This window comes from Lentzea albidocapillata (assembly GCF_000719115.1).
In the GTDB taxonomy this organism is placed as follows: Bacteria; Actinomycetota; Actinomycetes; order Mycobacteriales; family Pseudonocardiaceae; genus Lentzea; species Lentzea albidocapillata.
Map to the genome: position 1 here is coordinate 542657 of NZ_JOEA01000014.1, position 25158 is coordinate 567814.

20 protein-coding genes are annotated in these 25158 nt (G+C 69.2%); 12 read left to right on the forward strand and 8 right to left on the reverse strand.

The annotated features are described in order from the left end of the window. Window positions 1-26: 26 nt before the first annotated feature. Complete coding sequence (locus IG04_RS0124165; RefSeq protein WP_030478986.1) at window positions 27-1703, forward strand: DEAD/DEAH box helicase; 1677 nt, start codon at window positions 27-29, stop codon at window positions 1701-1703. Window positions 1704-1760: 57 nt separating this feature from the next. On the opposite strand, the gene IG04_RS0124170 is transcribed toward IG04_RS0124165, so the two are convergent. Further along, a complete protein-coding gene (locus IG04_RS0124170) occupies window positions 1761-3758 on the reverse strand; it encodes an RICIN domain-containing protein (protein WP_030478987.1) in 1998 nt (665 codons plus the stop codon). 269 nt (window positions 3759-4027) lie between these two features. On the opposite strand from IG04_RS0124170, the gene IG04_RS44200 reads away from it, so the two are divergent. Next, window positions 4028-5080: a hypothetical protein gene (locus IG04_RS44200; protein ID WP_051770550.1), complete on the forward strand. Its 1053-nt coding sequence runs from the start codon at window positions 4028-4030 to the stop codon at window positions 5078-5080. Between the two features lie 248 nt (window positions 5081-5328). After that, on the forward strand, window positions 5329-5637 hold the full coding sequence (locus IG04_RS0124185) for a hypothetical protein (protein WP_030478989.1): 309 nt from the start codon (window positions 5329-5331) through the stop codon (window positions 5635-5637). 4 nt (window positions 5638-5641) lie between these two features. On the opposite strand, the gene IG04_RS0124190 is transcribed toward IG04_RS0124185, so the two are convergent. From IG04_RS0124190 to IG04_RS0124210, 5 genes are all read right to left on the reverse strand, one after another. Continuing rightward, entirely contained in the window at window positions 5642-6379 is a 738-nt protein-coding gene (locus IG04_RS0124190; protein ID WP_030478990.1) for a methyltransferase domain-containing protein, read from the reverse strand. Window positions 6380-6598: 219 nt separating this feature from the next. Beyond that, on the reverse strand, window positions 6599-9979 hold the full coding sequence (locus tag IG04_RS0124195) for a S8 family serine peptidase (RefSeq protein WP_030478991.1): 3381 nt from the start codon (window positions 9977-9979) through the stop codon (window positions 6599-6601). Between the two features lie 85 nt (window positions 9980-10064). Then, window positions 10065-10463: a VOC family protein gene (locus IG04_RS0124200; protein WP_030478992.1), complete on the reverse strand. Its 399-nt coding sequence runs from the start codon at window positions 10461-10463 to the stop codon at window positions 10065-10067. After that, window positions 10460-11260 carry a helix-turn-helix domain-containing protein gene (locus IG04_RS0124205; RefSeq protein ID WP_051770552.1) on the reverse strand — a complete coding sequence of 267 codons (801 nt, stop codon included), beginning with the start codon at window positions 11258-11260 and terminating at the stop codon, window positions 10460-10462. Before IG04_RS0124205 ends, IG04_RS0124200 begins: the two co-directional genes overlap by 4 nt. 127 nt (window positions 11261-11387) lie before the next feature. Further along, complete coding sequence (locus tag IG04_RS0124210) at window positions 11388-12362, reverse strand: ROK family transcriptional regulator (protein WP_211257800.1); 975 nt, start codon at window positions 12360-12362, stop codon at window positions 11388-11390. Window positions 12363-12400: 38 nt separating this feature from the next. Here IG04_RS0124210 and IG04_RS0124215 point away from each other — a divergent pair, with 38 nt between their 5' ends. From IG04_RS0124215 to IG04_RS0124250, 9 genes are all read left to right on the forward strand, one after another. Continuing rightward, the gene (locus IG04_RS0124215) at window positions 12401-13408 is read left to right on the forward strand and encodes a Gfo/Idh/MocA family oxidoreductase (RefSeq protein ID WP_030478995.1); all 1008 of its coding nucleotides are present in this window, start codon (window positions 12401-12403) and stop codon (window positions 13406-13408) included. Then, on the forward strand, window positions 13405-13869 hold the full coding sequence (locus tag IG04_RS0124220) for a heme-degrading domain-containing protein (protein WP_030478996.1): 465 nt from the start codon (window positions 13405-13407) through the stop codon (window positions 13867-13869). Before IG04_RS0124215 ends, IG04_RS0124220 begins: the two co-directional genes overlap by 4 nt. 359 nt (window positions 13870-14228) lie before the next feature. After that, on the forward strand, window positions 14229-15635 hold the full coding sequence (locus tag IG04_RS0124225; RefSeq protein ID WP_030478997.1) for a family 2B encapsulin nanocompartment shell protein: 1407 nt from the start codon (window positions 14229-14231) through the stop codon (window positions 15633-15635). A 3-nt stretch (window positions 15636-15638) separates the two neighbouring features. Further along, window positions 15639-16733, forward strand: coding sequence for a terpene synthase family protein (locus IG04_RS45505; RefSeq protein WP_036015547.1), 1095 nt, complete (start codon window positions 15639-15641; stop codon window positions 16731-16733). 16 nt (window positions 16734-16749) lie between these two features. After that, on the forward strand, window positions 16750-17733 hold the full coding sequence (locus tag IG04_RS45510) for a terpene synthase family protein (protein ID WP_144065293.1): 984 nt from the start codon (window positions 16750-16752) through the stop codon (window positions 17731-17733). A 36-nt stretch (window positions 17734-17769) separates the two neighbouring features. After that, window positions 17770-19170 (forward strand): family 2B encapsulin nanocompartment shell protein, encoded by a 1401-nt coding sequence (locus IG04_RS0124235; protein ID WP_030478998.1) that lies wholly within the window; start codon window positions 17770-17772, stop codon window positions 19168-19170. A gap of 14 nt (window positions 19171-19184) precedes the next feature. Beyond that, window positions 19185-20219: a family 2 encapsulin nanocompartment cargo protein polyprenyl transferase gene (locus tag IG04_RS0124240; RefSeq protein WP_036015723.1), complete on the forward strand. Its 1035-nt coding sequence runs from the start codon at window positions 19185-19187 to the stop codon at window positions 20217-20219. Window positions 20220-20241: 22 nt separating this feature from the next. Next, window positions 20242-21183 carry a 4-hydroxy-3-methylbut-2-enyl diphosphate reductase gene (ispH, locus tag IG04_RS0124245; RefSeq protein WP_036015549.1) on the forward strand — a complete coding sequence of 314 codons (942 nt, stop codon included), beginning with the start codon at window positions 20242-20244 and terminating at the stop codon, window positions 21181-21183. Next, window positions 21173-22879, forward strand: coding sequence for a 1-deoxy-D-xylulose-5-phosphate synthase (locus tag IG04_RS0124250; RefSeq protein WP_030479001.1), 1707 nt, complete (start codon window positions 21173-21175; stop codon window positions 22877-22879). Before ispH ends, IG04_RS0124250 begins: the two co-directional genes overlap by 11 nt. On the opposite strand, the gene IG04_RS0124255 is transcribed toward IG04_RS0124250, so the two are convergent. Together IG04_RS0124255 and IG04_RS0124260 are read right to left on the reverse strand one after the other, a co-directional pair. Further along, window positions 22842-23939 carry an acyltransferase family protein gene (locus IG04_RS0124255; RefSeq protein WP_159460442.1) on the reverse strand — a complete coding sequence of 366 codons (1098 nt, stop codon included), beginning with the start codon at window positions 23937-23939 and terminating at the stop codon, window positions 22842-22844. The two genes, IG04_RS0124250 and IG04_RS0124255, sit on opposite strands and share 38 nt — an antisense overlap. A 71-nt stretch (window positions 23940-24010) precedes the next feature. Continuing rightward, window positions 24011-25132: a citrate synthase gene (locus IG04_RS0124260; protein ID WP_030479003.1), complete on the reverse strand. Its 1122-nt coding sequence runs from the start codon at window positions 25130-25132 to the stop codon at window positions 24011-24013. Between the last annotated feature and the right edge of the window lie 26 nt (window positions 25133-25158).

The window sequence follows — 25158 nt, forward strand, 5'->3', positions numbered from 1 at the left end:
TGAGGCGGTGGGGGAAGATACTCGTCATGACCACCGCCGACAACGGTTCCGCCGACAACGGTTTCGCCGACCTGGGCCTGCGGCCCGACCTTCTCAACGCCCTCAACGCTCTGGGCTACGAGGAGCCGACGCCGATCCAGAGTGAAGCGATCCCGCCGTTGCTGGCGGGCAATGACCTGCTGGGCCAGGCGGCCACGGGCACCGGCAAGACGGCGGCGTTCGCGCTCCCGCTGCTCGAGCGCATCGCCGACAGGATCGGCAAGGGCGAGAAGCCACTGGCTCTCGTGCTCGCGCCGACCCGTGAGCTGGCCGTGCAGGTGTCGGAGGCGGTCCACCGCTACGGCCGCCACATGGGCGCCCGTGTCCTTCCCATCTACGGCGGCCAGCCCATCGGCCGCCAGCTCCGCGAGCTGTCCCGCGGTGTCGACGTGGTGGTCGCCACCCCGGGCCGCGCGATCGACCACCTCCAGCGCGGCACCCTGCAGCTGGGCGACCTGCAGGTCGTCGTGCTCGACGAGGCCGACGAGATGCTCGACATGGGCTTCGCGGAGGACATCGACGCGATCCTCAGCGAGACGCCCGCCGAGCGGCAGACCGTGCTGTTCTCGGCCACGATGCCGCCGCGCATCGACCGCATGGCCAAGAGCCACCTGCGCGAGCCGGTGCTGATCCAGATCGAGCGCGAGAAGACCGAGCCGGGCGAGGCCCCGCGCGTCCGGCAGACCGCGTACCTGGTGCGTCGCGAGCACAAGCCCGCCGCACTCGGCCGCGTGCTCGACGTCGAGTCGCCGACCGCCGCCGTCGTCTTCTGCCGCACCCGCGACGAGGTCGACCAGCTCACCGAGACGCTCAACGGCCGCGGCTACCGCGCCGAGTCGCTGCACGGCGGCATCAGCCAGGAGCAGCGCGACCGCGTCATGGCGCGCCTGCGTTCCGGCACCGCCGACCTGCTGGTGGCCACCGACGTCGCCGCCCGTGGCCTCGACATCGAGCAGCTCACGCACGTCGTGAACTACAACGTGCCGTCCGCGCCCGAGGCGTACACGCACCGCATCGGCCGCGTCGGCCGCGCCGGCCGTGAGGGTGTCGCGATCACCCTGGTCGAGCCGCGCGAGAACTCGATGCTCAAGACGATCGAGCGCGTGAGCAAGACCAAGATCCCGGTCGAGAAGGTCCCGACGGTCGCCGACCTGCGCGCCCGCCAGCTGGAGCTGACCCGCTCGTCGCTGCACGAGTCGCTGCTCGAGGACGACCTGTCGCGGTTCCGCGTCGTGGTCGAGACGCTGGCCGACGAGTTCGATGTCATGGAGATCGCGCTCGCCGCGGTCAAGCTCGCGCACGAGGCCTCCGGTGCCGCCGCCGACGAGGAGGAGATCCCGGAGGTGCGCCCGCGTGAGGACCGCCCGCGCCGCGACGGTGTCCCCGCAGGCCCGCGCCGCGAGCGCCGTGGCCCGTCCGAGGGCATGACCAGGCTGTTCCTGGGTGCCGGCCGTTCGTCGGGCATCCGTCCGCAGGACATCGTCGGCGCGATCACCGGCGAGACGGGCCTGAAGGGCCGCGACATCGGCGCGATCGAGATCGCCGACAGGTTCTCGCTGGTCGAGGTGCCCGGCGACTCCGCGAACGACGTGATCGAGCAGCTGCGCGACGCCACGATCAAGGGCAAGCGCGTGACGATCCGCCGCGAGCGCCAGCCCCGCTAGTCCCCAAGCGAACGCGGCCCCTCCGGAAGTTCCGGAGGGGCCGCGTCGCTTTTCGGATCAGGCCTGGGGAACCAGCGTCCACCGCTGGTTCGCGAAGCCGTTGTAACCGGACGTCTTGATCAGGGCGCCGTTCTCGGAGGCGTTCCCGTACGCGTCCACGTACAAGAAGGTCAGCGCGCTCTGCAGGCCGTAGGAGTTGTCACCCTCCTGCGTGAAGACGAACTGCTGGGTACCGCCGTAGTGGCAGGTGTACTGGATGAGCGAGGTACCCGGCTGCCAGGAGCCGAACCTGACGTCGAGACACTTTCCGGACTGCGCGTTCTCCAGCGCGTACTTGTTCTCGCCGAGCGGGATGATCTTCCACTTCATCTTGCCGCCACCGACGCAGTCCCACAGCTCCTGGCCGGCCAGGTCGGCGTTGGCGCCCTCGCCGGGCACGTCCCACAGGCCGGCGGTCTGCATGCAACGGCCGGAGTGGACACCCTTGACCCAGGTCCAGCCGGACTGCACGGGCACCACCGACTCGCGGTGCGTCGGGTCGATGATGCGCCAGAGCTGGTCGGCCGCCTTGGTGTTGGTGTGCTGGACGATCAGGGCCGCGTTGGCGGTGCCGCCTTCCTTCACCGTGGCGAACCGGCCGGTGGCGACGTTCTGGATCTGGAACGAACCGTTGGCGGGGTTCTCGATGAACTTCCAGCGCAGAGTCGCCTGGCCGCTGTCGCAGGAGTTCTGCACGACGACGTCGCCGGTGGCGTCCAAGCACATGTTGGAGTACATGTTCCGGATCAGGTACTGGTCGTCTTCGTACTTGAAGAGCTCGTAGATCTGCTTGGGAGCGACGAGGCAGTCCCACAGCTCCTGGTACATCCCGGGGTCGTCCGCCTGCTCGATGCCGACGACCTGCATGCAGCGCTGGGAACCGATGCCCTGGAGTTCGACCACGCGGCGGTTCGACGGCTTGATCTGGTCGCGCTTGAGGGCCTCGTGCTGGCCGACGTTGAGGAACGCGTGGCGGGCGGCCAGGTCGGAGGCGAGCGCCGTACGGGCCGCGATGACGACGTTCGGCAGGAAGCCGTCGCGCAGGGCGCGGTCGAGGATCTCCTTGATCCGCGTCTCGGTCTCGATCGCGTCCTGGCGGTTCTGCTCCTCCAGGTCCTTCTGGTACGCGGCGTGCACGCCGGTGAAGATGAAGGCCTTCCAGACCGCCGGGTCACGGCTGTCCGCCGCGGCCTGTGCATCGGCCTTGCGCCACTTGCTGTTCTCCATGGTGGAGGCCTTGCGGAACAGCTCGTAGACGAACTCGCGGTCGGTGATGAGCTTCAGGTCGTCGATCATGACCGTCCTGGCGACCACGTTCCACGCGCTGGCCCTGGCCTGCTCGTTGGCCAGCCGTTCCTGCCGCTCGCGCTCGATGCGCTGCGCCTCTTCCAGCGCGCGCTGCTGGTCGATGTCCGCGGCGGCGCGGATGCCCGTGACGATGAAGGTGGTGCGCTCGGCGTCCGTCGACGTCGGGGTGAGGACGGCAGCGGCCTTCGCCTTCACCTCGGTGCCGGCCGCGGCGCGCGACCAGATGCGGAACACGAAGTCCTTGAGCGAGCAGTTGAGATCGTCCTGGACGAGGCCGGTCCACTGGACCAGTGCCGCGGCGGCGACGCGCTGCCTGTCGCGCTCCGCCTTCCTGAGGCGCTCGACGACATCGGCCTGGTGCGCGGTGAAGACGGTGTCGGTGATGAACCGGTAGCACGACTCCGGATCGGACTCGTTGGTGGTGAAGGCCGTCGCGGCCGCCTCCGCCACCCTGCTGTTGGCGTCGACCCTGGAGGAGTCCGAAGCCCAGCTCCACACCCAGATGGTGAAGGAGCAGTCCTTCATCGACCACTGGGTGGGCGTGACGTTGAGGCCGAGTTCCTGACCCACCGCGAGCTTCTGGTCGGTGGTCGACTCGCGTGGTGCGGCCTGAGAAGCGTTGGCAGCGGCGGGTTCTGCCGTCGCGACGGCCGCGAGCGGACCGGAGACGAACGTGGAGACGACCGCGAGCGCGGCGATTGCGCGCATGCAGCGGCCACCCAGACTGGATCTGGACAAGTGCGAATCCCCCAGGACTCATGGCATCAACAACGGTTTGTGGCCAGACCCCCCAGCCTGCCGGATGCCGTGTGGGACTTTCGCACGGCGACGACACCGACCGCAACGGAAGTGACCTGCGTCACGTTTGAAGACCAACCGGGCCGTGCTAGAAACGCCCTGGGCAACTCTGCCCATCGCCTTGACCTTTTTCTGGGGGGAAATGTATGGGGCGTCATACTTTGCTGCGCTCAATTCTGGTGGCAGCACTGGCTTTCGGTGCGGTGGTGGCGATTTCGGCCACGCCGGCGATGGCCGAGACGACGATCACGAACAGCAGCGGCACCGCACTGGCCGCGCTGGCTCCGTGGAGACGCGACGCCGTCAGGCGGACGGCCACGTCCGCTGACGCGTCGGCCGAACTTCGCGCGGAAGCGATGCACGCGTTGCTCAGCACCCGCGGCGACAAGGCCATCGACGAGTACTTCGCGACCGGCAGGAACAAGGCCATGGCCCGGGCGCTGGAGCGGGAGGGGAACAACCTCCGTTACATCCAGGAGATCAACAGGTACGCGCCGACCGGAAGCGCGGTCAGGTTCACCTCGGCCAACGCGCTCACCGGCTCGGCGAACGCGCAGGACGAGTACGTCCAAAGTGGATACCAGCGCGCCCTGGACGCCGACGAGGCGACGAACAACCAGCACCAGGAACACCTCGCGCGCCTGGCCCGCGAAGACCGTGACTACGTGACCTACCTCGCCGCCAACGATCCCGGCGTGCAGGTCCGCGCCGCGGCCAAGCGCGCGCTCGAGAGCGGCGACGACGTCCAGGTCGGCCTGTTCTTCAAGTACTACTGGGGCATGGGCGCCGACCTCGACAGGGAGACGTTCCGGCGCAGAACGCTGCACCAGAACGAGATCTGGCACAGCAGGATCTACGCCCTCACCCAGGCCGCCCTGGCCGCGGAGAAGGCCGAACGCGAGTCGAGCGGCGAACTCGCCCGCAAGGCCCGCCTCGACGCGATCGCCAACTGGGACCAGATCGACGAGCAGTCCGCGCAGTCCTCAGTGGACTGGAATGCCGAGAAGGGCAGGGCCGACGCGCAGGCGGCGATGTGGGCGCTGATCGCGCAGCACGCCCGCGCGGCGCAGAGCGAACAGGACTGGGCCGCCATCCTCGAGCGTGCCGACAGCTCGAACGCCTCCTGGGCGGACGAAGCGGCCTGGGCCGTCGCTCAGGCGAAGTTCTGGCAGGACACCGCCGCCAACGCGAAGAAGAACGCGGAAGACGCACGCGGCCGGGGTGACCGGTAACCATGAACAGCACGCCTCCCGGCGCCGCCTCGCTGCGGCGCCGGTCAGTCCTGGCCTTGGTCACTTCGCCCACGTGACGCCGTCACGCCCGGCGCTCGACGATCCGTCCCTCGTCTGTCGCCGTGGACGGACGAGCAGGGCGACCTGCACGAGGAGCAGTACACGGCCGCCCTGCGCTGGCAACGCGGCTACACCGTCAGCAACGTCCGCAGCGGCAACTCGCGAACGACCATCTCGACGGCGACGCCGTGGGCATCACGGAAGAGCAGGTCGAGCACTACCAGGAGCTCCCCGACCGGAACTACCTCGAAGCCACCCGCTTCATCGACTACCGCTACTTCGCGATCATCACCGAAGGACATCCGCTGAACGACCCGCAGGCGGTCGTGCGGCAGTGGAAGGAGAACGGTGCGTTCAAGGAGGAGCAGTACGTCATCGGCCTGAAGTGGGAACCGTCGGACCTCATTCGGCAGCAGGACGTCCAGGCCGTTCCCATCGACGCTTACGCCGTGGACGTGTTCAAGTTCACCCAGCTGAAGCGGTCGAAGAACGACTAGGGCCTCAGGGTTTCCTGGCCTCGACCAGGAACCGCGTCGACGTGCACACGAACTCCCCGTACTCCTGGATGTGCGCGTGCATGGCCAGGAGCCGATCCCGATACCCCTCCACAGCGAACCCCGGAACGGTCCACAACACCTTCCGCAGAAAGTGCACCACCGCCGCAACGTCGAAGAACGCCACCCGCAACGCCACGGGCTCCAGCCGCAGCACCTCCAACCCGGCAGCCACGGCCGAAGCACGGGCCACAGCGACACCGCGAGCCTCGCTCACCGGCTGCGGCCCCATCATGAAATCGGTCAGCTCCCGGTTCGTCCCGGCCCCGATCTGCTGCGAGAAGTAGGTCCCACCGGACCGCAGCACCCGCGCGATCTCGCCCCACGGCGTCACCACGGGATGCCGCGAGATCACCAGATCGAACGAAGCGTCCCGGAACGGCAGCGGCCCGGCGTCCGGAGCCCGCACCACCAGCGGCAGGTTCTTCGAGGCGACCAGAGCGTTCGGTGGCCACGACTCGGTGGCGGCCATCAGAGGCGGCAACACCGGAGCCGACGCTGTCACCTCTCCCCCGCCGGTCTGCAGGTCGAGAGCCGATGAGACCGCTCCCAGCCGCGCGGCGATCAGCGCGGCGTAGCCCCACGGTGGGCGTTCCTCGGTGGCACGACCCTCGAACCAGGAGAAGTCCCAGCCCTCCAGCGGCACGGCCGCGCCCTCGGCCACCAGCTCTTCGAATGTCCCCATGAGCAGAAATGCCACCACAGGCGCGCCGAACCGGCCACCGAGAATGGCGGCACCTGCCCTGGGCGCAGAGACGCCGCGTCCCTGGATCGTCTCGCGCACGGCGGGGCAGGTGCCGCAGGGGGTTACAACGACCGAACGGCCGTGCGGTTACGCCCTAAGACGTAACAGAAGCACGACCGTTCAGCCTATTACAGCAACATCACTCGGTAAGGGGAACAATCAGCGCAGCCGGTAGGCCCTCAGCACCGTCTGGTCGACCGTGTTGCCGTCCGCGTCCGCCGCCACCACGCGCAACGACACGAACCCGCCCGCCTTCCCGCCGGGAGGAACGATGGACTTCACCGGAGTCCAGGTGACGCCGTCGTCGAACGACGCGTAGGCCTGCAGTGAGCGCACGGTCGCCTTCCCCGCCTGACGCGTCGCGGTGAACTTCACCGGCATCGGCGCCCCGGCCTTCCAGCTGTTGCGCAGGTCGAGCGGCACCGAGTAGCCGACCTCCAGCAACGGCAGCTTGCCGTCGGCGGAAGCTGAGAACTCCCATGTCGTTTTCACGTTGGTGGACAACGCGAGCGACTCACGGGACGCGTCGAGCACCAGCTTGTACCGGCCGTCGCGGGCGGGGGCGTGGAACGAACCCTGCCGCACGTCGGAGAAGCCCAGCGTCACCCCGTCGCGGAGCAGCTCCACGTAACCGCCGCCGGTCTGCCGCCAGTTCTCCACCCACCCCGACCCGCCGAACGGCGAGATCCGCGTGGTGATGAGATCGCCCGCCCGTTCGACGCCACCGCCGTCGGCCCACGGCACGAGCGACGCGCCACCGAGCCGGGGCGAGGTGACGGCACGCAGGTTCGTCCGCTCGTACCTGCCGCCGGCCTGGAAGGTCACCGGGACCACGTGCGCCCACGAGGTCGTGATCGGGTCGTCGCCGCCTCCGAACGCGCGCCCGTCGAAGCCCTCCTGGAACCAGGTGCCCGGGGTGAAGTACTCGGTGCGCTCGGCCGGAGCGGAGAGCCGTTCGTCCAGCGTCACGCCGATGGCGCCGTTGACGACCGGGTTGTTCCGCTGGTTGACCGAGCCGTCTCCGCCGGACGTGTGGTAGCGCGCCTTGACCTGCGCGAGCTCCGAGTGCCGGAACTTCTTGACACCGAACGGAAGCGCGCCCTTGTTCTGCAGGAACAACGTGTACGAGACCGGTGAGCCCGCGATGGCCCGCAACGTGAGCTTCGCGGGTGTGACGGCCACGTGGTGCTCCGCCGCGGCGATCACCGGGATCGCCGTCTGCTCCCCGTACGCGAACGGCACCGGCCCCGCCCACAGCACCGCGACCGCACCGGCGTCCTTCATCGCCTGCGCGACCGCGTAGACGTCCTCGCCGGCGGTCCTGACGAGAGCAAGCTTGCCGCGCACGTCCGAACCGCGTTCGGCCACGTCGAGCCGGTGCTCACCGGGCGGCAGGTACCTGCTGCTCTCGTAGTACCGCACCGGGAACCCGCCGGGGACCGAGACCAGCGGCTGCCCGCCCTTGAGCCCGGAGTCGTAGGTCAGCTCCGGCAGCGGCGCGCCGAACGACAGGCCGTACAACGGAACCCGGCCGTCGATGATGCTCGCGACACCGCTGATCTTGCCGGGCGCGAACGGGACGCGCAGCTGGGCGTCGCGGTACCAGACCTCCGAGTCGCGCTCGGGCAGTTCGACGCCGATCTGCTTGCCCTGCCTGGCGTCCAGCGTCACGGACACGTCCGCCGCCAGCGAGACGCGGCCGGCCACGTCGGTCGCGGCGACCGGCACGAACCAGTCGTAGTTCGGCGTCAGCTCGTCGATGCGGCTCAGCACCGCGTAGTCCGCGACGGGCAGCCGTGCCGAGCCGGTCCCGTCCGGCCCGATGCTGAGCACCGACGCTTCCTTCGTCGTCATGTTGACCACGACGGCGAACTCGTTCGGGACGGGCTTGCCGTCACGGCCGATCATCGACAGCGTCAGTGCGTGCCGTTCCTCCTGCACGTACGCGCCGACGGAGGTGGTCAGCTCGACGCCTGCCCCGGATGCCTTGACGTGCCCGAAGAACGTGCCGTTGCCCTTGCTCGGGTCCAGGACGACGTCGACCCCCACGCTGCCCTTCGGCGGCACGGTCACCGACGACGGCACGGCGAAGTCCGCACCCAGGTTGTGCTGCACCGTCAGCGAAACCGGCTCGGCACCCGCGTTGGAGTAGGTGATGGTCTTCGTGAACGTCCTGGTGTGCGGCCATTCCAGCAGCCCGAACGACAGGCTTCCGGTGGAGGCCCGCACCTGCTGGGTCACCGCACGGCCGACGTCGAGCAGACCGGTGCCGACGCTCACGGGAGAGTCCGCGACCGGTTTCACCGTCGCCATCAGGTGTGCCTTGAGCTCAGCCGCGGTCCAGGACGGGTTGCGTTGCGCCAGCACCGCCGCCGCGCCCGCGACGTGCGGCGCGGCCATCGACGTGCCGGTCAGCCGCGCGTGCAGGTCGTCGACGACGTGTTCCCACAACGTGTTCTCGGCGCGGGCGGCGACGATGTCCGTGCCCGGCGCCGCGATGTCCGGCTTGACCGCGTGGTCGCCCAGCCGCGGGCCGCGCGACGACATCTCCTCCACCGCGCCGTGCTTGGTCAGGTTGGCCACGGCCAGCGCCGAGTCCGCCACGGCCGGCGAGGACACCTTGCGGAACGTCCCCGCGTTGCCCGCCGCGACCACGAACAGTGCGCCTGTCTCGGCGGTGAGCTCGTCGACCTTGCGGGACAACGGGTCCGAGCCGTCGGACTGGTCACCGCCGAGCGACATGTTGACGACCTTGGCCTTGACCTCGCGCGCCGCCCACTCCATGCCGGCGATCACCGCGCTGTCGAAGCAGTACGAGGCCTCGCAGACCCGGCCCACGGCAAGGGAAGCGCCCTTCGCGACGCCGACGTACTGGCCGCCGCGACCGGCGACCGTGGCCGCGACGTGCGTGCCGTGACCGATGTCGTCCTGGATGCCGGACGGCGTGAAGTCCTTCGACACGGAGACGACGCCCGCGAGTTCCGGATGCTTCTGGTCGTACCCGGTGTCGAGCACGGCGACCGTGACACCGGTGCCGTCGAACCCTGACTGCCACGCGGCCGGCGCGCCCACCATCGGCACGCTCTCGTTCAGCGAGATCTGAGACTTGCCGTCGAGCCACAGCTTCTCGGCACGCAACGCGCTCGTGCGCCGCGCCGTCCACTGCTGCGCCGCGTCCTTCTTGGGCACCGCGCCCGCCGCACGGAAACCATTGTTCAGCAAAGGAATCCGGTCGATCTTGTCATCGGTGTACCCGTAGGCGTGCAACGAGGTGATGTCGAAGAAGCGCTTGTCGACGCGATCCTGGCTCACCGCGTCGATGGCGTCCGCCGGTACCACGTACTGGTGGTCGTTCTGCACGTACTGGGCGAACTGCACGCCGGGCCGCCCCTCGACCCGGACGAGTTCCCCGCGCTCGTCGACGACGACCTTGTCACCGCTGATCAGCGTGATGGCCGACGTCTTCTGCGTGGTTCTCGATGGTTCCGCCTGCGCCGCCGTCGCCGGGCTGAGCAGCCCGGCGGCGAGAGCGGTGATCACAAAACATCGTGCTAAGCGCACGTGTCCTCCCCTGGGTGTGGACCTCTCCACCCAGGAAGACTCAAAACGGTGCGTGCGGGTTGCTTCACGCTCCGCGATAGGTGCCGAAGCTCCAGCGGTTGCCCTCGGGATCGGCCACCGTGAAGCCGCGCGAGCCGTAGTCCTCGTCGCGCAGGCCGCGGATCTCGATGGCTCCACGCGCGAGACTTTGCGCGTGGATCTCGTCGGGCCGGTCGGTCACCACGTAGATCGATCCGGCACCGGCCTTGGTCGCCTCGACCTCGCCGACCGACCGCACGGCGGACCCCAGCATGACGCCGCCGCCCTCGGGCCAGACCATCTCGCAGTGCACGACCTCGCCGTCGGCCTCCCCCGGCACGACGAGATGTTCGGAGAACCCGAACGCCTCCACGAGGAAGCGGATCGCGGCAGGAGCGTCCTGGTAGGACAGACAGGGCCAACAGGTAGGTGTGGGTGTACTCATGACAGCAACTCTGCGCCCTCACCGTGTTCGCTGCCTTGTACGAATGGAAGCTCGGCCGCGATCCACTCGGTCGGGGTCGCCCCGCACAACGCGCGCCAGTCGCGGTTGAAGTGCGCCTGGTCGGTGTAACCGCAGGCAGCGGCCACCTCGGTGAGGGTGGGCCGCCGCTCGCCGCGCAGCATCCGGTTCGCCCGCTCGAACCGCATCACCCGGCCCATGACCTTGGGCGTGAGCCCGTACTCGGCCGCGAACCGCGCGCTCAGGTGCTGCCTGCTCCACCCGACCTCGGCGGCGATCTCGGCCACCGGCGCCCCCGCCGCGAGCCGCTGCCACGCCCACGCCACCTCGACCTGCTGCCGCACCGGCCTGACCAGCCCGCCGAGCACCTCGTCCAGGCGCGCGAACCGATCCGTCCACGTCGGCGCGTCCCGCAGCCGTTCGCGCAGCTCGGCGGCCGGAGCGTCCAGGCAGTCGAGCCCCACGGTGGTGGCTGCCAACTCACCCGCCGGCATGCCGAAGAACGCCCGCATCCCCAGCGGCGTGAGGTCGCACTGGACGCCGTGCTGGAACCCGTCGTGGGTGATGATCACGGCCTCGTCGTGCAACCCGCCGCACAGCGTGGCGAACCGGCCCTCGGACATGTCGACCGTGCCGTCCATCGTGACCACGAGCGCCAGCGAGCGCGACGGCAGGCCGCGGTGGATGCCGGGCTCGGTGCGCACCCGATACCCGGAGTACCGCGTGACGAACGGCCGCAGCCGCGGGTGCGGCAGGCCGACGACGTACTCGACGTCCATGCCGCTGATGTTAGCGGCGTGGCCCAGAACCTTGGCTGGGTAATTCACGCTCAGCAGGACGTGGGGGCGGTACAACGATGCGCCCGTCTGACCGCGAATTCGCCCGGCAACGTTCTGGGCCACGCCGCTAAAACAACTCGCCCAGAACCAGCAGCCCGGCGCCGACGGGCACCAGGTCGGGACCGTACGACGTGACGCTGACGTCCACGTCCGGCATCGCCCGCAGGTAGAGATCCGGCGACTCCAGCACCTTCCGTCCACTCAGGACGATCTGGTCGAGGTCCAGCAGCTGCACCAGGTTCGTCACCGCGGCGGCGAGCACCCGTGCGGCCTCGACGCCCGTGCTGGCCGCGTGCACCGCCTCGACGCACCCGCGCCGTCCGCACACGCACAGCGGTCCGTCGAGCTGGATCGTCGTGTGCCCGAACTCCCCCGCACCTGACCGTGCGCCCCGATACACCTCTCCTCCGAGGAGCAGCCCCACGCCCAGACCGGTGCCCACGAACACGAGCGCCGCATCTTGGAGCGGTCTCCGCCACGCCTCGGCGAGCACTCCCGCGTTGGTGTCCTTGTCCACGGCGACCGGCAGCCCGAGCCGTTTCTCGGCCAGCGCCTTCAACGGGACCGAGGACCAGCCCGGAAGACCGTTCGGCGACACCACCCCGCCTCGGTGCTCCAGCGGGCCGGCGATGCCGATGCCGAGCCCCAGCACCTCGTCGCCGGCCTCGACCAACGGCGCCAGGGCGTCCAGCACGTCGGCGGGCGTGAACATCGGGGGCAGCGGCACGACCGACGCCGACACCACCTCGCCGGTCAGGTCCAGCCTCACCACCCGCAGTTCGTCGCGGTCGACGTAGGCGCCGTACGCGTACGCCCCGCCGGGCGCGAGCCGCAACGACATCCGGGGCTTGCCGCGGCCGCCGTCACGCACGGCGCCGGTCTCCTCCAGCAGACCGGCCGACATGAGCCGCGCCACGATCTTCGAGATCGCCTGCGGGGTCAGTCCGGTCTCCGCAGCGAGGGAAGCCCTGCTCAGCGCCCCGGAACGGACGAGCCTGAGCACTGCCCTGTCGTTGTGCGAACGCAGCGCGGTGAGGTCCACGGTCGCAATTATTCAACAGCGTTGCTTTAATTGGAAGCATGACTCGAGTCGGACTTCTGGGCTACGGCATCGCGGGGCGGGTCTTCCACGCCCCGCTGATCTCCTCCACCGAGGGCATGGACCTCGTCGCGATCGTCACGGCGAACCCGGAACGGCAGGCGCAGGCCCGTACCGCCCACCCGGACGCGAAGATCGTCACCGCTGACGAGTTGTTCGAGCTGGACCTCGACCTGATCGTGGTGGCCACGCCGAACAGGACGCACGTGGAGTACGCGAAGCGCGCCATCGCCAAGGGCGTCGCGGTCGTCGTCGACAAGCCGTTCGCGCCGACCTCCGCCGAAGCCGAGGAACTCGTGGCCGCCGCCCAGGCCGCGCGGGTGCCTCTCACCGTCTTCCAGAACCGCCGCTGGGACAGCGACCTCCTCACGGTTCGCAAGATCGTCGACAGACTGGGTGAGGTGCGGCGGTTCGAGTCCCGCTACGAGCGCTGGGTGCCGGAGATCTGGGACAACTGGCGCGAGTTCGGCGCCCCCGAGGAGGCGGGCGGGCTGCTCTACGACCTCGGCGCACACCTCGTCGACCAGGCGCTGCAGCTGTTCGGGCCGGTCAGCACCGTCTACGCGGAACTCGACCGGCGCCGCCCCGGCGCACAGGTGGACGACGACGTGTTCGTGGCGCTGACGCACAAGAACGGCGTCCGCTCCCACCTGTGGGCCAACGCGCACGCGGCGAACACCGGACCGCGCTTCCGCCTGCTCGGCAGCGAGGGCGCGTTCGAGATCAGCGGCCTCGACGAGCAGGAGGACGCGCTCGACGCGGGCCGTCGCCCGACCGATCCGGACTGGGGACGCGAGGACCGCACCGGACGGCTCGGCATCCTCGGCGAGACGACCGAGGTCGCCGTCGAACCCGGCGCGTACCAGCACTTCTACACCGAACTGCAGGCCGGCCGGATCCCCGTCGACCCGGCGGGCGCCGTGCACGCGCTGCGGGTCATCGAGGCCGCTTTCCTGTCCGCACGAGAGAACAAGGTGGTAGCACTGTGAACTCCGAAGAGCTTCTCGCCCAGGAACGACAGCTGCAGTTCACCCGATTCGGCAACGACGTCGCGATCGAACTCGGCCTGCACCTGCTCGACGCCGCCCGCGAACAGGGCCTGCCGATCGCGATCTCCGTGCAGCGCAACGGACACCGGCTCTTCCACGCCTCACTGCCCGGCACGGCGCCGGACAACGACAGGTGGCTGGAGCGCAAGGCCCGGGTCGTCGAGCTGTTCGGCCACAGTTCGTTCTACGTCGGCACGACGTTCCGCGAGAAGGGGTCGACGTTCGAGGAGGAGTCCCGCCTCGACCCCGATCTCTACGCGGCGCACGGAGGCGTCTTCCCCGTGATCCTGCGCGGGACCGGCCCGGTCGGCACCGTCGGCGTCTCCGGGCTGCCCCAGTCGGAGGACCACGCGTTCGTCGTGACCCAGCTGGAATCATTCCTGAACTCACGCGATTCGTAATCACGAATAGTCGTCAATACAAATGCACACACACCACTTCGAGTGGTTTAAGCCCCACTCGGAGTGGTGCCGTATAACATCCATACAACACGGGCCGGCGCACACCAAAGGGTGATCCTATTGGGCCAAACGAGTGGCTTTATTCCATACTCTTTCGAATAGCGCCCCATCACCCGCCTGCCGACACAACGAAGGTTGCGTAGAGCAGAAGTTGCACGCTCAGTAGCATCCACAGGCGTAAGCCACCCACCCGAATGTCGCCTTCTTGGTCTCTTCACAGCCATCGGCAGTGCGAACTAACGTCCGTTCCGGCTTATCGGTTTGGTCCATTAGCGCATTGAGATAGGTGGGTACCGGTTGTGACTGTGACGGATTCTGACCTCAATGAGGGCCGTCAGCAGCTGAGTTTGGGCACGGCCGCCGCACGAAATCTGGCCACTACCACCAAGTCCATCCCGCAGATGCAGGGAATCACCTCCCGCTGGCTGCTCAAGGTGCTCCCCTGGGTGCAGGCGGCAGGTGGCGCGTACCGCGTCAACCGGCGCCTCACCTACACGCTGGGCGACGGCCGCGTCTCGTTCACGAACATCGGCGCGGACATCCGCGTCGTGCCGATGGAGCTCACCGAACTGGCCCTGCTCAAGGGCTTCGACGACGAAGAGGTCCTCGCGGCGCTCGCCGGCCGCTTCACGCAGCAGGAGTTCGGCGCCGGCGACGTCATCGTCGAGAAGGGCCGCCCGAAGGACAGCGTCGTGCTGATCGCGCACGGCAAGGTCGACAAGATCGGCACAGGTGAGTACGGCGGCGACACCGTGCTCGGCAACCTCGCGGACGGCCAGTACTTCGGCGAGACCGTGCTGGCAGGGCCGCAGGGCGAGTGGGAGTACACCGCCAAGGCGGTCACGCCGGTCACGGTGCTCACGCTGTCGTGGGCCGACTTCCAGGCGCTCAACGGGGAAGCGGGCGGCCTGCGCGCACACATCCAGCAGACGTTCAACAGCCGCAACAAGCCTCAGGACGAGCACGGCGAGGCGGAGATCGGCATGTCGTCCGGTCACGACGGCGAGCCCGTCCTGCCCGGCACGTTCGTCGACTACGAGCTCACGCCGCGCGAGTACGAGCTGAGCGTCGCCCAGACCGTGCTGCAGGTCCACAGCCGGGTCGCGGACCTCTACAACAACCCGATGGACCAGGTCGAGCAGCAGTTGCGGCTCACGATCGAGGCCCTGCGCGAACGCCAGGAGCACGAGATCGTCAACAACAGGTCGTTCGGCCTGCTGCACAACGCGGACCTCAAGCAGCGCATCCACACCCGCACCGGCCCGCCGACCCCGGACGACTTCGACGAGCTGCTGTCGATCGTGTGGAAGGACCCGGGGTACTTCCTCGCCCACCCGCGCACGATCGCCGCGTTCGGCCGTGAGCTCAACAAGCGCGGTCTCTACCCGCAGCACATCGACTTCAACGGGCAGCAGGTGCCGGCCTGGCGGGGCGTCCCCGTGCTGCCGTGCAACAAGATCCCGGTCTCCGACACCCGCACGTCGTCGGTGATGCTGATCCGCACCGGCGAGCAGAACCAGGGCGTCATCGGCCTGCACCAGACCGGCATCCCGGACGAGTACCAGCCGGGCCTGTCGGTGCGGTTCATGGGCATCAACGACCAGGCGATCATCAACTACCTGGTCAGCGCCTACTACTCGGCCGCCATCATGGTGCCGGACGCGATCGGTGTGCTGGAGCACGTCGAGCTCGGTCGCGAGGGATAGGTCTTGGCGTCCTTCACCATGCCGGAGTTCTACGTGCCGCACCCGGCGCGGATGAACCCGCACCTCGAACGCGCCCGCGCCCACTCGACGCAGTGGGCGCGGGACATGGGGATGCTCGACACCGGGGTGTGGACCGACGAGGTCCTCGCGGGCGACGACTACGGGTTCATGTGCGCGTGGACCCACCCGGACGCGCCCGCGGAGATCCTCGACCTCATCACGGACTGGTACGTCTGGGTCTTCTACTTCGACGACGAGTTCTTCGCGGAGTTCAAACAGGGCAAGGACGTGTCGGGGGCGAAGGCCTATCTCGACCGGTTGCCGGCGTTCATGCCCCTCAACGGCACGGACCCGTGGCCGGAGCCGCAGAACCCGACCGAACGCGGTCTCGTCGACCTGTGGCAGCGGACGATTCCGCTGATGTCGCAGGACTGGCGGAGCCGGTTCACCACGAGCACCCACAACCTGCTGCTCGAGTGCATGTGGGAGATCAAGAACATCGAGAGCGGCACGGTCGCCAACCCGATCGAGTACATCGAGATGCGCCGCAAGGTCGGTGGCGCACCGTGGTCGGCGAACCTGGTGGAGGTCTCCGAGGCAGCCGAGGTGCCCGCGTCCGTCGCGGGCACCCGGCCGCTGCGGGTCCTGTCCGACACGTTCTCCGACGCGATCCACCTGCGCAACGACATCTTCTCGTACGAACGGGAAGTGTTGCGGGAGGGCGAGAACTCCAACGGGGTGCTCGTGTTCGAGAAGTTCTTCGGCCACGACACGCAGACCGCCGTCGAGGCCGTGAACACCTTGCTGACCTCACGGCTGCACCAGTTCGAGAACACGGTCTTCACCGAGCTGCCGCAGCTGTTCGCCGAGAACGCCCTGGGCCCGGAGGACCAGGCGCGCGTGCTCAAGTACGTGAAGGGCCTGCAGGACTGGCAGTCCGGCGGGCACGAGTGGCACCTGCACGCGGGCCGCTACACCAAAGTTGATCATTCTGGGGTGGAGGGCGAGGCCGGCAACTCGGCGTTCTTCCGCACGGTCCTGCGCGGGCCGACCGGCCTGGGCACGTCCGCGGCGTGGCTGGGGGTGCCTCGTGGTTGAGGTTCCCTCGTTCGACATGCCTTTCGCCGCAAGGCTTTCACCGCACGTGGACCGCGTCCGTCAGCACACCAGGACGTGGGTGCGGGACATGGGCATGCTCGGCGGCGCGCCGTGGACCGAGGCGTTCTACGACGCCGCGGACTACGGCGGCTTCGGCCCGCTGACCCACCCGACGGCTTCCCTGGACGACCTCAAGCACATCAATGACTGGCACACGTGGGGCTTCTACGTGGGCGACGCGTTCCGGGACGGCTTCCTCCGGCCGCGCAACGTCGCGGGCGGCAGGGCGTTCGTGGCGGCGCTGAAGTCGGTGCTGAGCGGCTCGCCTCCGTCGCCGAACCCGGCGGAGAGAGGCCTGGCCGACCTGGTCTCGCGGTCCACCCTGGACGACGAGGACCAGGAACACCTGGCCGAGTTCTTCGACGCGTTGCTGTGGGAGCTGCACAACACGGCACAGGGCCGCGTACCCGACCCGATCGACCTCGTGGAGATGCGGCGCCGGTCGATCGCCGCGGAGCTGTCCGCGAAGCTCGCCCGCAAGTCGGTCGGCGCCGAACTGCCGGCGGAGTTGTTGCGCAACAGCACGATGCGGGCGCTCGTCGACTCGTTCGGCGACGTTCCCGCGTTGCGCCAGGAGATCGTCGGCTTCGATCACGCCTACGCGACCGGCGGCAGCACGACCAGCGCGGTGCTGGCCGTTCAGCAGTTCTTCGGCTGCGAGGTGCAGCAGGCCGTCTCGGTCGTCGCCGACCTGATCGCGGCCCGGCTGCGGCAGATCGGCTCGATCATCGGTGAGCTGCCGTCGATCGCCGACGAGTACGGCCTCGACGCGGAGGCCAAGGCCGGGCTGCACCGGTACGTCGAGGCCCTGAAGTCGTGGCTCGCCGGAGAACTGCTGTGGACGCAGAGATCCGGCCGATTCAGCTTCTCCCCGGTCCCCACCCGGAAGTCGTTCCACAGACCGTCAGGGCTTGGCACGGCCGCATTGCTCGTTCGCTAGTTCCAACCTCGCACCAACAGATTGGCAGGACTTCCAGTGACTGTTACCGATCCGGGCCTTGGGGTCGAGGGCGGGCAGCTGAGCCTTTCGACGAAGGCGGCACGCAACCTCTCGACCACCACCAAGTCCGCACCGCAGATGCAGGGGATCTCGCCCCGGTGGCTGCTGCGCATGCTGCCCTGGGTCGAGGCGAAGGGTGGTGCGTTCCGCGTCAACCGCCGGCTCACCTTCGCGATCGGCGACGGCCGGGTCACCTTCACCTCCGTGGGTTCCGAGGTGCGGATCGTGCCGCAGGAACTGGCCGAGTTCGTGCTGCTGCGCGGGTTCGAGGACGAGGCGGCGCTGACCGCCGTCGCGAACCGCTTCGAGCAGCGCGAGTACCTGCCGGGCGAGGTGATCACGCACCGCGGCGAGTCCGTCGACGAGATCATCGTCATCGCGCACGGCAAGGTCGCCAAGACCGGCCGCGGCGAGTACGGCGACGACGTGGCGCTGGGCACGATCGCGGACGGCGAGTACCTCGGCGACGAGCCGGTGCTGTCCGGTTCCGACAAGAGCTGGAGCTTCACCGCGCGTGCGCTGACGCCGACGACGGCCGTGGTGCTGACGCGGGCCGCCTTCGCACAGCTCAACGGGCAGATCGAACCGTTGCGGGAGCACATCGCGCAGCAGCTGGCGAACCCGGCGAACGCGTCGAACAAGCACGGCGAGGCCGAGATCGACATCTCGTCCGGCCACGACGGCGAGCCGACGCTGCCCAGCACGTTCGTCGACTACGAGCTGCGGCCCCGCGAGTACGAACTCTCGGTGGCGCAGACGATCGTGCGCGTCCACACGCGTGTGGCGGATCTCTACAGCCAGCCGATGGACCAGGTTGAGCACCAGTTGCGGCTGACCATCGAGGCGCTGCGCGAGCGCCAGGAGTTCGAGCTCATCAACAACAAGGAGTTCGGCCTGCTCGCCAACGCCGACCTCAAGCAGCGGGTCAGCACCGGCTCCGGCCCGGTGACGCCGGACGACATGGACGAGCTGATCTCGCGGCGCCGCAACACCAAGCTGATCCTGGCCCACCCCAAGGCGATCGCGGCGTTCGGCCGGCAGCTCAACAACCGCGGCCTGTACGTGCCGACCGTCGAGGTCGAGGGCAAGCAGCTGCAGTCGTGGCGCGGCATCCCGATCGCGCCGTGCGACAAGATCCCGGTCAACAAGAACGGCACCACGTCGATCATCGCGATGCGGCTCGGCGAGGAGAAGCAGGGCGTCGTCGGCCTGCGCCAGACCGGCATCCCGGACGAGTACGAGCCCGGCCTGAACGTCCGCTTCATGGGCGTCGACGAGCACGCGATGCTCAAGTACCTCGTGTCGACGTACTACTCGGCCGCGGTGCTGGTGCCGGACGCTCTGGGCGTGCTGGAGAACGTGGAGATCGGGCGCTAGCGATGACAGCCGAGATGACCGAACCTCTCGCCGCCGGGCGACCGTCCGGCGAGGTGCTCGCGTGGAGCCGGAGCTTCGTGCTCCCGGCTCTGCGCAAGGCAGTCGACCAGTTGCCGCCGTCGATGCGCACGATCGCGGAGTACCACCACGGGTGGCGGGACGAGTACGGCAACCCGGTGCTGGAGAACGGCGGCAAGGCGATCCGTCCCGCGCTGGTGCTGCTGGCGGCCGAGGCCGTCGGCGGCACCGCCGCCGACGCGGTACCGGCGGCGGTCGCGGTGGAGCTGATCCACAACTTCTCGCTGCTGCACGACGACGTGATGGACCGCGACACGACCCGCCGCCACCGGGCGACGGCGTGGACCGTGTTCGGCGTCAACGCGGCGATCCTGGCCGGTGACGCGTTGCAGGCGCTCGCTGTGGACGTCCTTGCCGCGTCAGGACATCCGCGTGCGATCGAGGCGATCCGGACCCTGGGCGACGCCACCGTGGCGTTGCTCGAAGGCCAGGCCTACGACCTGGACTTCGAGACGCGGTCCGACGTCGAGGTGTTCGAGGTCGAGCGGATGGCGCGAGGCAAGACGGGTGCGCTGCTGGGTGCCTCCACGGCTTTGGGCGCGCTGTACGGCGGCGGGTCCGACGAACAGGTCGAGGCGATGCGCGGGTACGGAACCGAGCTGGGGCTGGCGTTCCAGCACGTGGACGACCTGCTCGGCATCTGGGGCGACCCGGCGGTGACGGGCAAGGCCGGGCACTCGGACCTGGTGAACCGCAAGAAGTCGTTGCCGGTCGTGCGTGCCCTGACCGCCGGGGTCCCCGCCTCCGCCGAGCTGGCGTCGTTGTACTTCGGGTCGCAGGAGATGGACGCGGAAACGCTTGCGCGGGCCGCACATCTGGTCGACGAGGCCGGTGGGCGTGCCTGGAGCCAGACGGAGGCCGACGAACTGCACACGCAGGCGCTGGTTCATCTCGGCGAGGCCTCCCCGACCGCTCGTGCGGCAGTGGAGCTCGGCACGCTCGCCCAGCTCGTCACCCACCGAGATCACTGAATCCGTTTTGGGAAGGCGCTCGATGACGGAACACCCGCCGCGTTCGGTGCTGCTCGCCTCACCCCGGTCGTTCTGTGCCGGGGTGGAGCGCGCCATCGAGATCGTGGAACGACTGCTCGACCAACGCGGCGGCCCCATCTACGTGCGCAAGCAGATCGTGCACAACGTCCACGTCGTGCGCGCGCTGGAAGCTCGTGGCGCCGTGTTCGTGGAGGAGCTGTCCGAGGTGCCTTTCGGTGCCACGGCGGTCTTCTCCGCGCACGGCGTCTCCCCCGCTGTGCGCGCGGAGGCCCAGGCACGGTCGCTGGACGTGCTCGACGCGACGTGTCCTCTGGTGACGAAGGTGCACGCCGAGGCACGGCGCTTCGCGGAACGCGGCGACACGATCGTGCTGATCGGGCACGCCGGGCACGAGGAGGTCGAGGGCACGCTGGGCGAGGCGCCCGAGCAGATGGTGCTGGTGGAGACCGTGGCGGACGTCGAGGCGCTGGAGATCACCGGCCCGGTGTCGTACCTGACGCAGACGACGCTGGCCGTCGACGAGACGGCCGAGGTGGTCGAGGCGCTGGAGCGGAAGTTCCCGCAGGTGCGCGGCCCCGGTTCCGACGACATCTGTTACGCCACCACGAATCGGCAGATCGCCATCCGCGAGGTCGCCGCGCGGTCGGACCTGGTGCTGGTGGTGGGCTCGAAGAACTCGTCCAACTCGGTGCGGATGGTCGAGCTCGCGGAACGCGGCGGCACGCCCGCCCACCTGATCGACGACGCCTCGGAGATCGATCCGGCGTGGCTGGCCGGGGTGACGTCGGTGGGCCTGTCCGCGGGCGCGTCGGCACCTCCCGAACTGGTGGACGAGGTCGTGGCGGCCTTGGAAGCGTTGGGCACCGTCTCGGTGTCCACGCACACGACCGCGACGGAGACGATCGCCTTCACCCTCCCGCTGGCGGTGCGCCGTGCTGGCTGACATCAGCTCGCCCGCGGACGTCCGGGCGCTCTCGTCCTCCGAACTTTCCCCGCTGGCCGCGGAGATCCGGTCGTTCCTGATCTCCAAGGTGCGCCGGACCGGCGGCCACCTCGGCCCGAACCTGGGTGCCGTCGAGCTGACGATCGGTGTGCACCGGGTCTTCGACTCCCCGGTCGACGTGGTGCTGTTCGACACCGGGCACCAGTCGTACGTGCACAAGATGCTGACGGGCCGTTGCTCGGACTTCGACTCGTTGCGGCAGGCCGGCGGCATGTCCGGCTACCCGTCCGCGGCCGAGTCGGCGCACGACGTCATCGAGAACTCGCACGCCTCCACGGCACTGTCCTATGCGGACGGTCTGGCCAAGGCGTTCGAACTCGGCGGCGCCGACCGCCGGGTCGTCGCCATCGTCGGTGACGGCGCGCTGACCGGCGGGATGTGCTGGGAGGCGCTGAACAACATCGGCGGCTCGTCGCGTCCGGTCGTGGTGCTGCTGAACGACAACGGCCGCTCCTACGACCCGACGACGGGTGGCTTCGCCGCGTCGTTGCTGAACGGCTCGGCTCGTGGGCTGTTCGAGGCGTTGGGCCTCGCGTACATCGGCGAGGTCGACGGGCACGACGTGCACGCCGTCGAGAACGCCCTGTGGGAAGCCAAAACGCTCGGCCGTCCGGTCGTCGTGCACTGCAAGACCGTGAAGGGCAAGGGGTACACCGCCGCCGAGACCGACGAGGCGGACCGCATGCACGCGGTCGGCGCGTCCGGTGCCACCGGCGGGCGGACGTGGACCGACGCGTTCTCCGACGAGATCGTGGCCATCGGCGCGGAACGCCCGGACGTCGTCTGCCTGACCGCCGCCATGCTGGAACCGGTGGGGCTGCGGCCCTTCTCCGAGCGCTTCCCGGCGCGCGTGTTCGATGTCGGGATCGCCGAGCAGCACGCCGTGACGTCCGCCGCCGGCATGGCGATGGGCGGCCTGCACCCGGTCGTCGCGGTCTACGCGACGTTCCTGTCCCGCGCCTTCGACCAGTTGCTGATGGACGTGGCCCTGCACCGGCTCCCGGTGACGTTCGTGCTGGACCGAGCCGGCGTGACCGGGCCGGACGGCGCGTCGCACCACGGCATGTGGGACGCCTCCGTGCTGCCCGTGGTGCCTGGTCTGAGGCTGGCCGCCCCACGCGATCCGGCTTCCCTGGCCGCGCTGCTGCGTGAGGCCGTCGAGGTCTCGGACGGCCCCACGGTGGTGCGCTACCCCAAGGCCTCCATCGGACCGGACGTGCCCGCGGTGCGCCGCGTGAGTCACTTCGACGTGCTCCGCGAGGTCCCGGGCGCCGAGGTGCTCCTGATCTCGGTGGGGCCGCTGGCCGGCCCCTGCCTGGCGGCGGCGGAGGAACTCGCCTCGCACGACGTCCGCGTGAACGTCGTGGACCCGCGCTGGACGGCTCCCCTGGACCCGCACCTCGTCAAGTACAGCGGCCAGCACCGCCTGGTACTGGCCGTGGAGGACACGACGTCCACCGGTGCCCTGGGCGCACGCCTGGGTCAGGCCCTGGCCGGTTCGCCGACCTGCGTGGCGACTTTCGCACTGCCCCCGCGTTTCCTGCCGCACGACTCCCGCGCCCGCATCCTGCGCGCGCACGGCCTGGACGCCGCCGGCATCACGACGAGCGTGCTGAAGCGCCTCGCCGCGAAGTGACGTACCAGCCGATCCAGAAGGACAAGACGATCGCCCCCGCGCCCACCAGCGGTGCCTTCACCTCCGCGGCAAGGTCGAGCGGACGCAGGCCGGTCGCGAGCGCGAGCAGGATCGGCCCCTGCACGACGAACGCGACGTAGGCGGACCGCGCCAGCCCCTCCGCGAAGGGCCCCTGGCGCGTCAGCCTCCGCTGCGCCAGCCCGATGAGCCACAGACTCCCCGCCACCACCAGGATTCCCTCGATCAGCGCGAGGGCGGCGGCCTGCCACCTCCAGCCACCGAGGAACGGTTCCGCGTTCCTGGCCAGATCCAGCACGCCCATGAACGCCGCCGCCACGGGCAGCACGGCGATCGTGCCGATGACGACGTTGCGGGTCATGCGGTAGATCTCGTCCGGCACCCGTTCCGCGAGCTTGCGGCCGCCGATCGCCCCGAGCAGCAACATCCCGAGGCACTGCGGCCACCACCACAGGTGCAGGTCCCCGACCTGCCCGCTGCGCGCCGGGAACACCAGTCGCGTCAGGAACGTCGTCCCCGCCACGATCATCGTCATGCCCACCAGCGTCCGCGGCGTGATGGCACGTTCCTTCATCGGTGGTGCCAGGGCGATCGCGATGCTGAAGATCAGCAGCACGCCGACGAACCACAGCGACCCGCTGTCCAGGAACGGCCGCCGGTCCGTGAACGCCTGCCACCACGAGACGTCCCGATCGGCCCCGTTGTAGGCGATCCACACGAACGTCGGCCACACCACGACGGCACTGACCACCCAGGGCGTACCTAGCCGCACGAGCCGATCGGCGATGAACCGCCGCCGGCCTTTGCGCTCGACGGAACCGGGCGTGAAGATCCCGGCCATGAAGTAGAAGGTGCCCATGAAGAACAGTCCGGACGGCCCGACCAACGCCGCCAGCACCGTCTCGACGCCGGGGTGGAACGTGACCTCGTTGACCTCGTCGTACGGCCAGCCGCCGATCGCGGCGTAGCCCAGCAGCGCGTGGCCGCCGATGACCCACGCCACCAGGATCACCTTCAGGTTGTCCACTGCGGACAATCTCATGGATTTCATGGTCCGCTGTCGGACGCGATCACGCCAGCAGCCAAGAGGGGCGGACGACCCGCACGGACCGGCTACGGCCTGTCGCCCGTGTACACACCCATCGTCCGGAACCGCAATCCCGGCTCCTTGTACTCCTCCATCGCGTGTGCGATCCACCCCGCGATCCGCGCGATCGAGAAGATGGCCTCCCCCGCCGTCGGCGGCATCGAGAACGTCAGCCCGAACTGCGCCAGCGCCAGGTCCATGTTCGGGAACGTCTTCGGCTGGGTGGCGATCACCTTGTCCGCCACCAGGTCGCCGTGGCCGCGCAGCAGGGCGAGGAAGTGGTCGGCGCGCGGGTCGCGGGACTCGTAGATGCGGTGGCCGAAGCCGGGGATCGGCTGGCCGGCCCGCAGGTGCTCCGCGACGGTGCCCATCGGGTCGGACGCGGCCTGGGTGAGGAAGCGGTGCGCGATCGTCGCGGCGGCGCCGTGGCGCTGGCCCTCCATCGCGCCGAGGCCCGCTGAGACGACGGCGTACGGGTGGGCGTGCGCCGACGCGGCCACTCGGGCGGCCATGGTCGAGATGGCCAGGTCGTGGTCCGCCAGGAGGATCAGGGCGGCGTTGAGCAGGTCCGGCTGCGGAGGTTCCGGGGAGAGGCGGGCCCAGAGGCGGTCGGCGATGTCGGTGCCCGCGGGCCTGCCCAGCAGCGGCAGCGACTCGACGACGTCGGCGATCAGCGACATGGCCGTGGTGATGGCCCGGTCGAGGTCGAACCTCAACGGGTCGCCCGCGCTCGCGAGGACCACGGCCACCCGGACCCGGTCGGTCAGGGTGGCGCTCTCCGGGAGGGCCATCCAGATCTCCTGGCCCTCGGGGAACTGCACGCCCTCCGAGTCGATCCCCGTCCACAGCCAGTGCGCGACGTCCTCGAAACGCTTGGTGCTCGCGAGACCGGGGACAGAGCGGCCCCGGTAGTGGAGACGGTCCTTCTCCAGCAGGGAGATGCGGGTGCGGATGCGATCCGTCACAGCGGCCACTGCGCCGCGGGCACCAGTGCGTTGCGCCAGGGCTTCTACCTCGGCGACGTCGAACATGCTCTGGCGGTTGACCTTCTTGCTGGTCAGGAGATTGCGGCTGACGTACGAGTAGACCGTCGCCGGTTTCACTCCGAGTCGGCGCGCGGCTTGGTTCGTCGTCAACATTGATTCCATCAACGTTGACTGTACAAGACATGTTG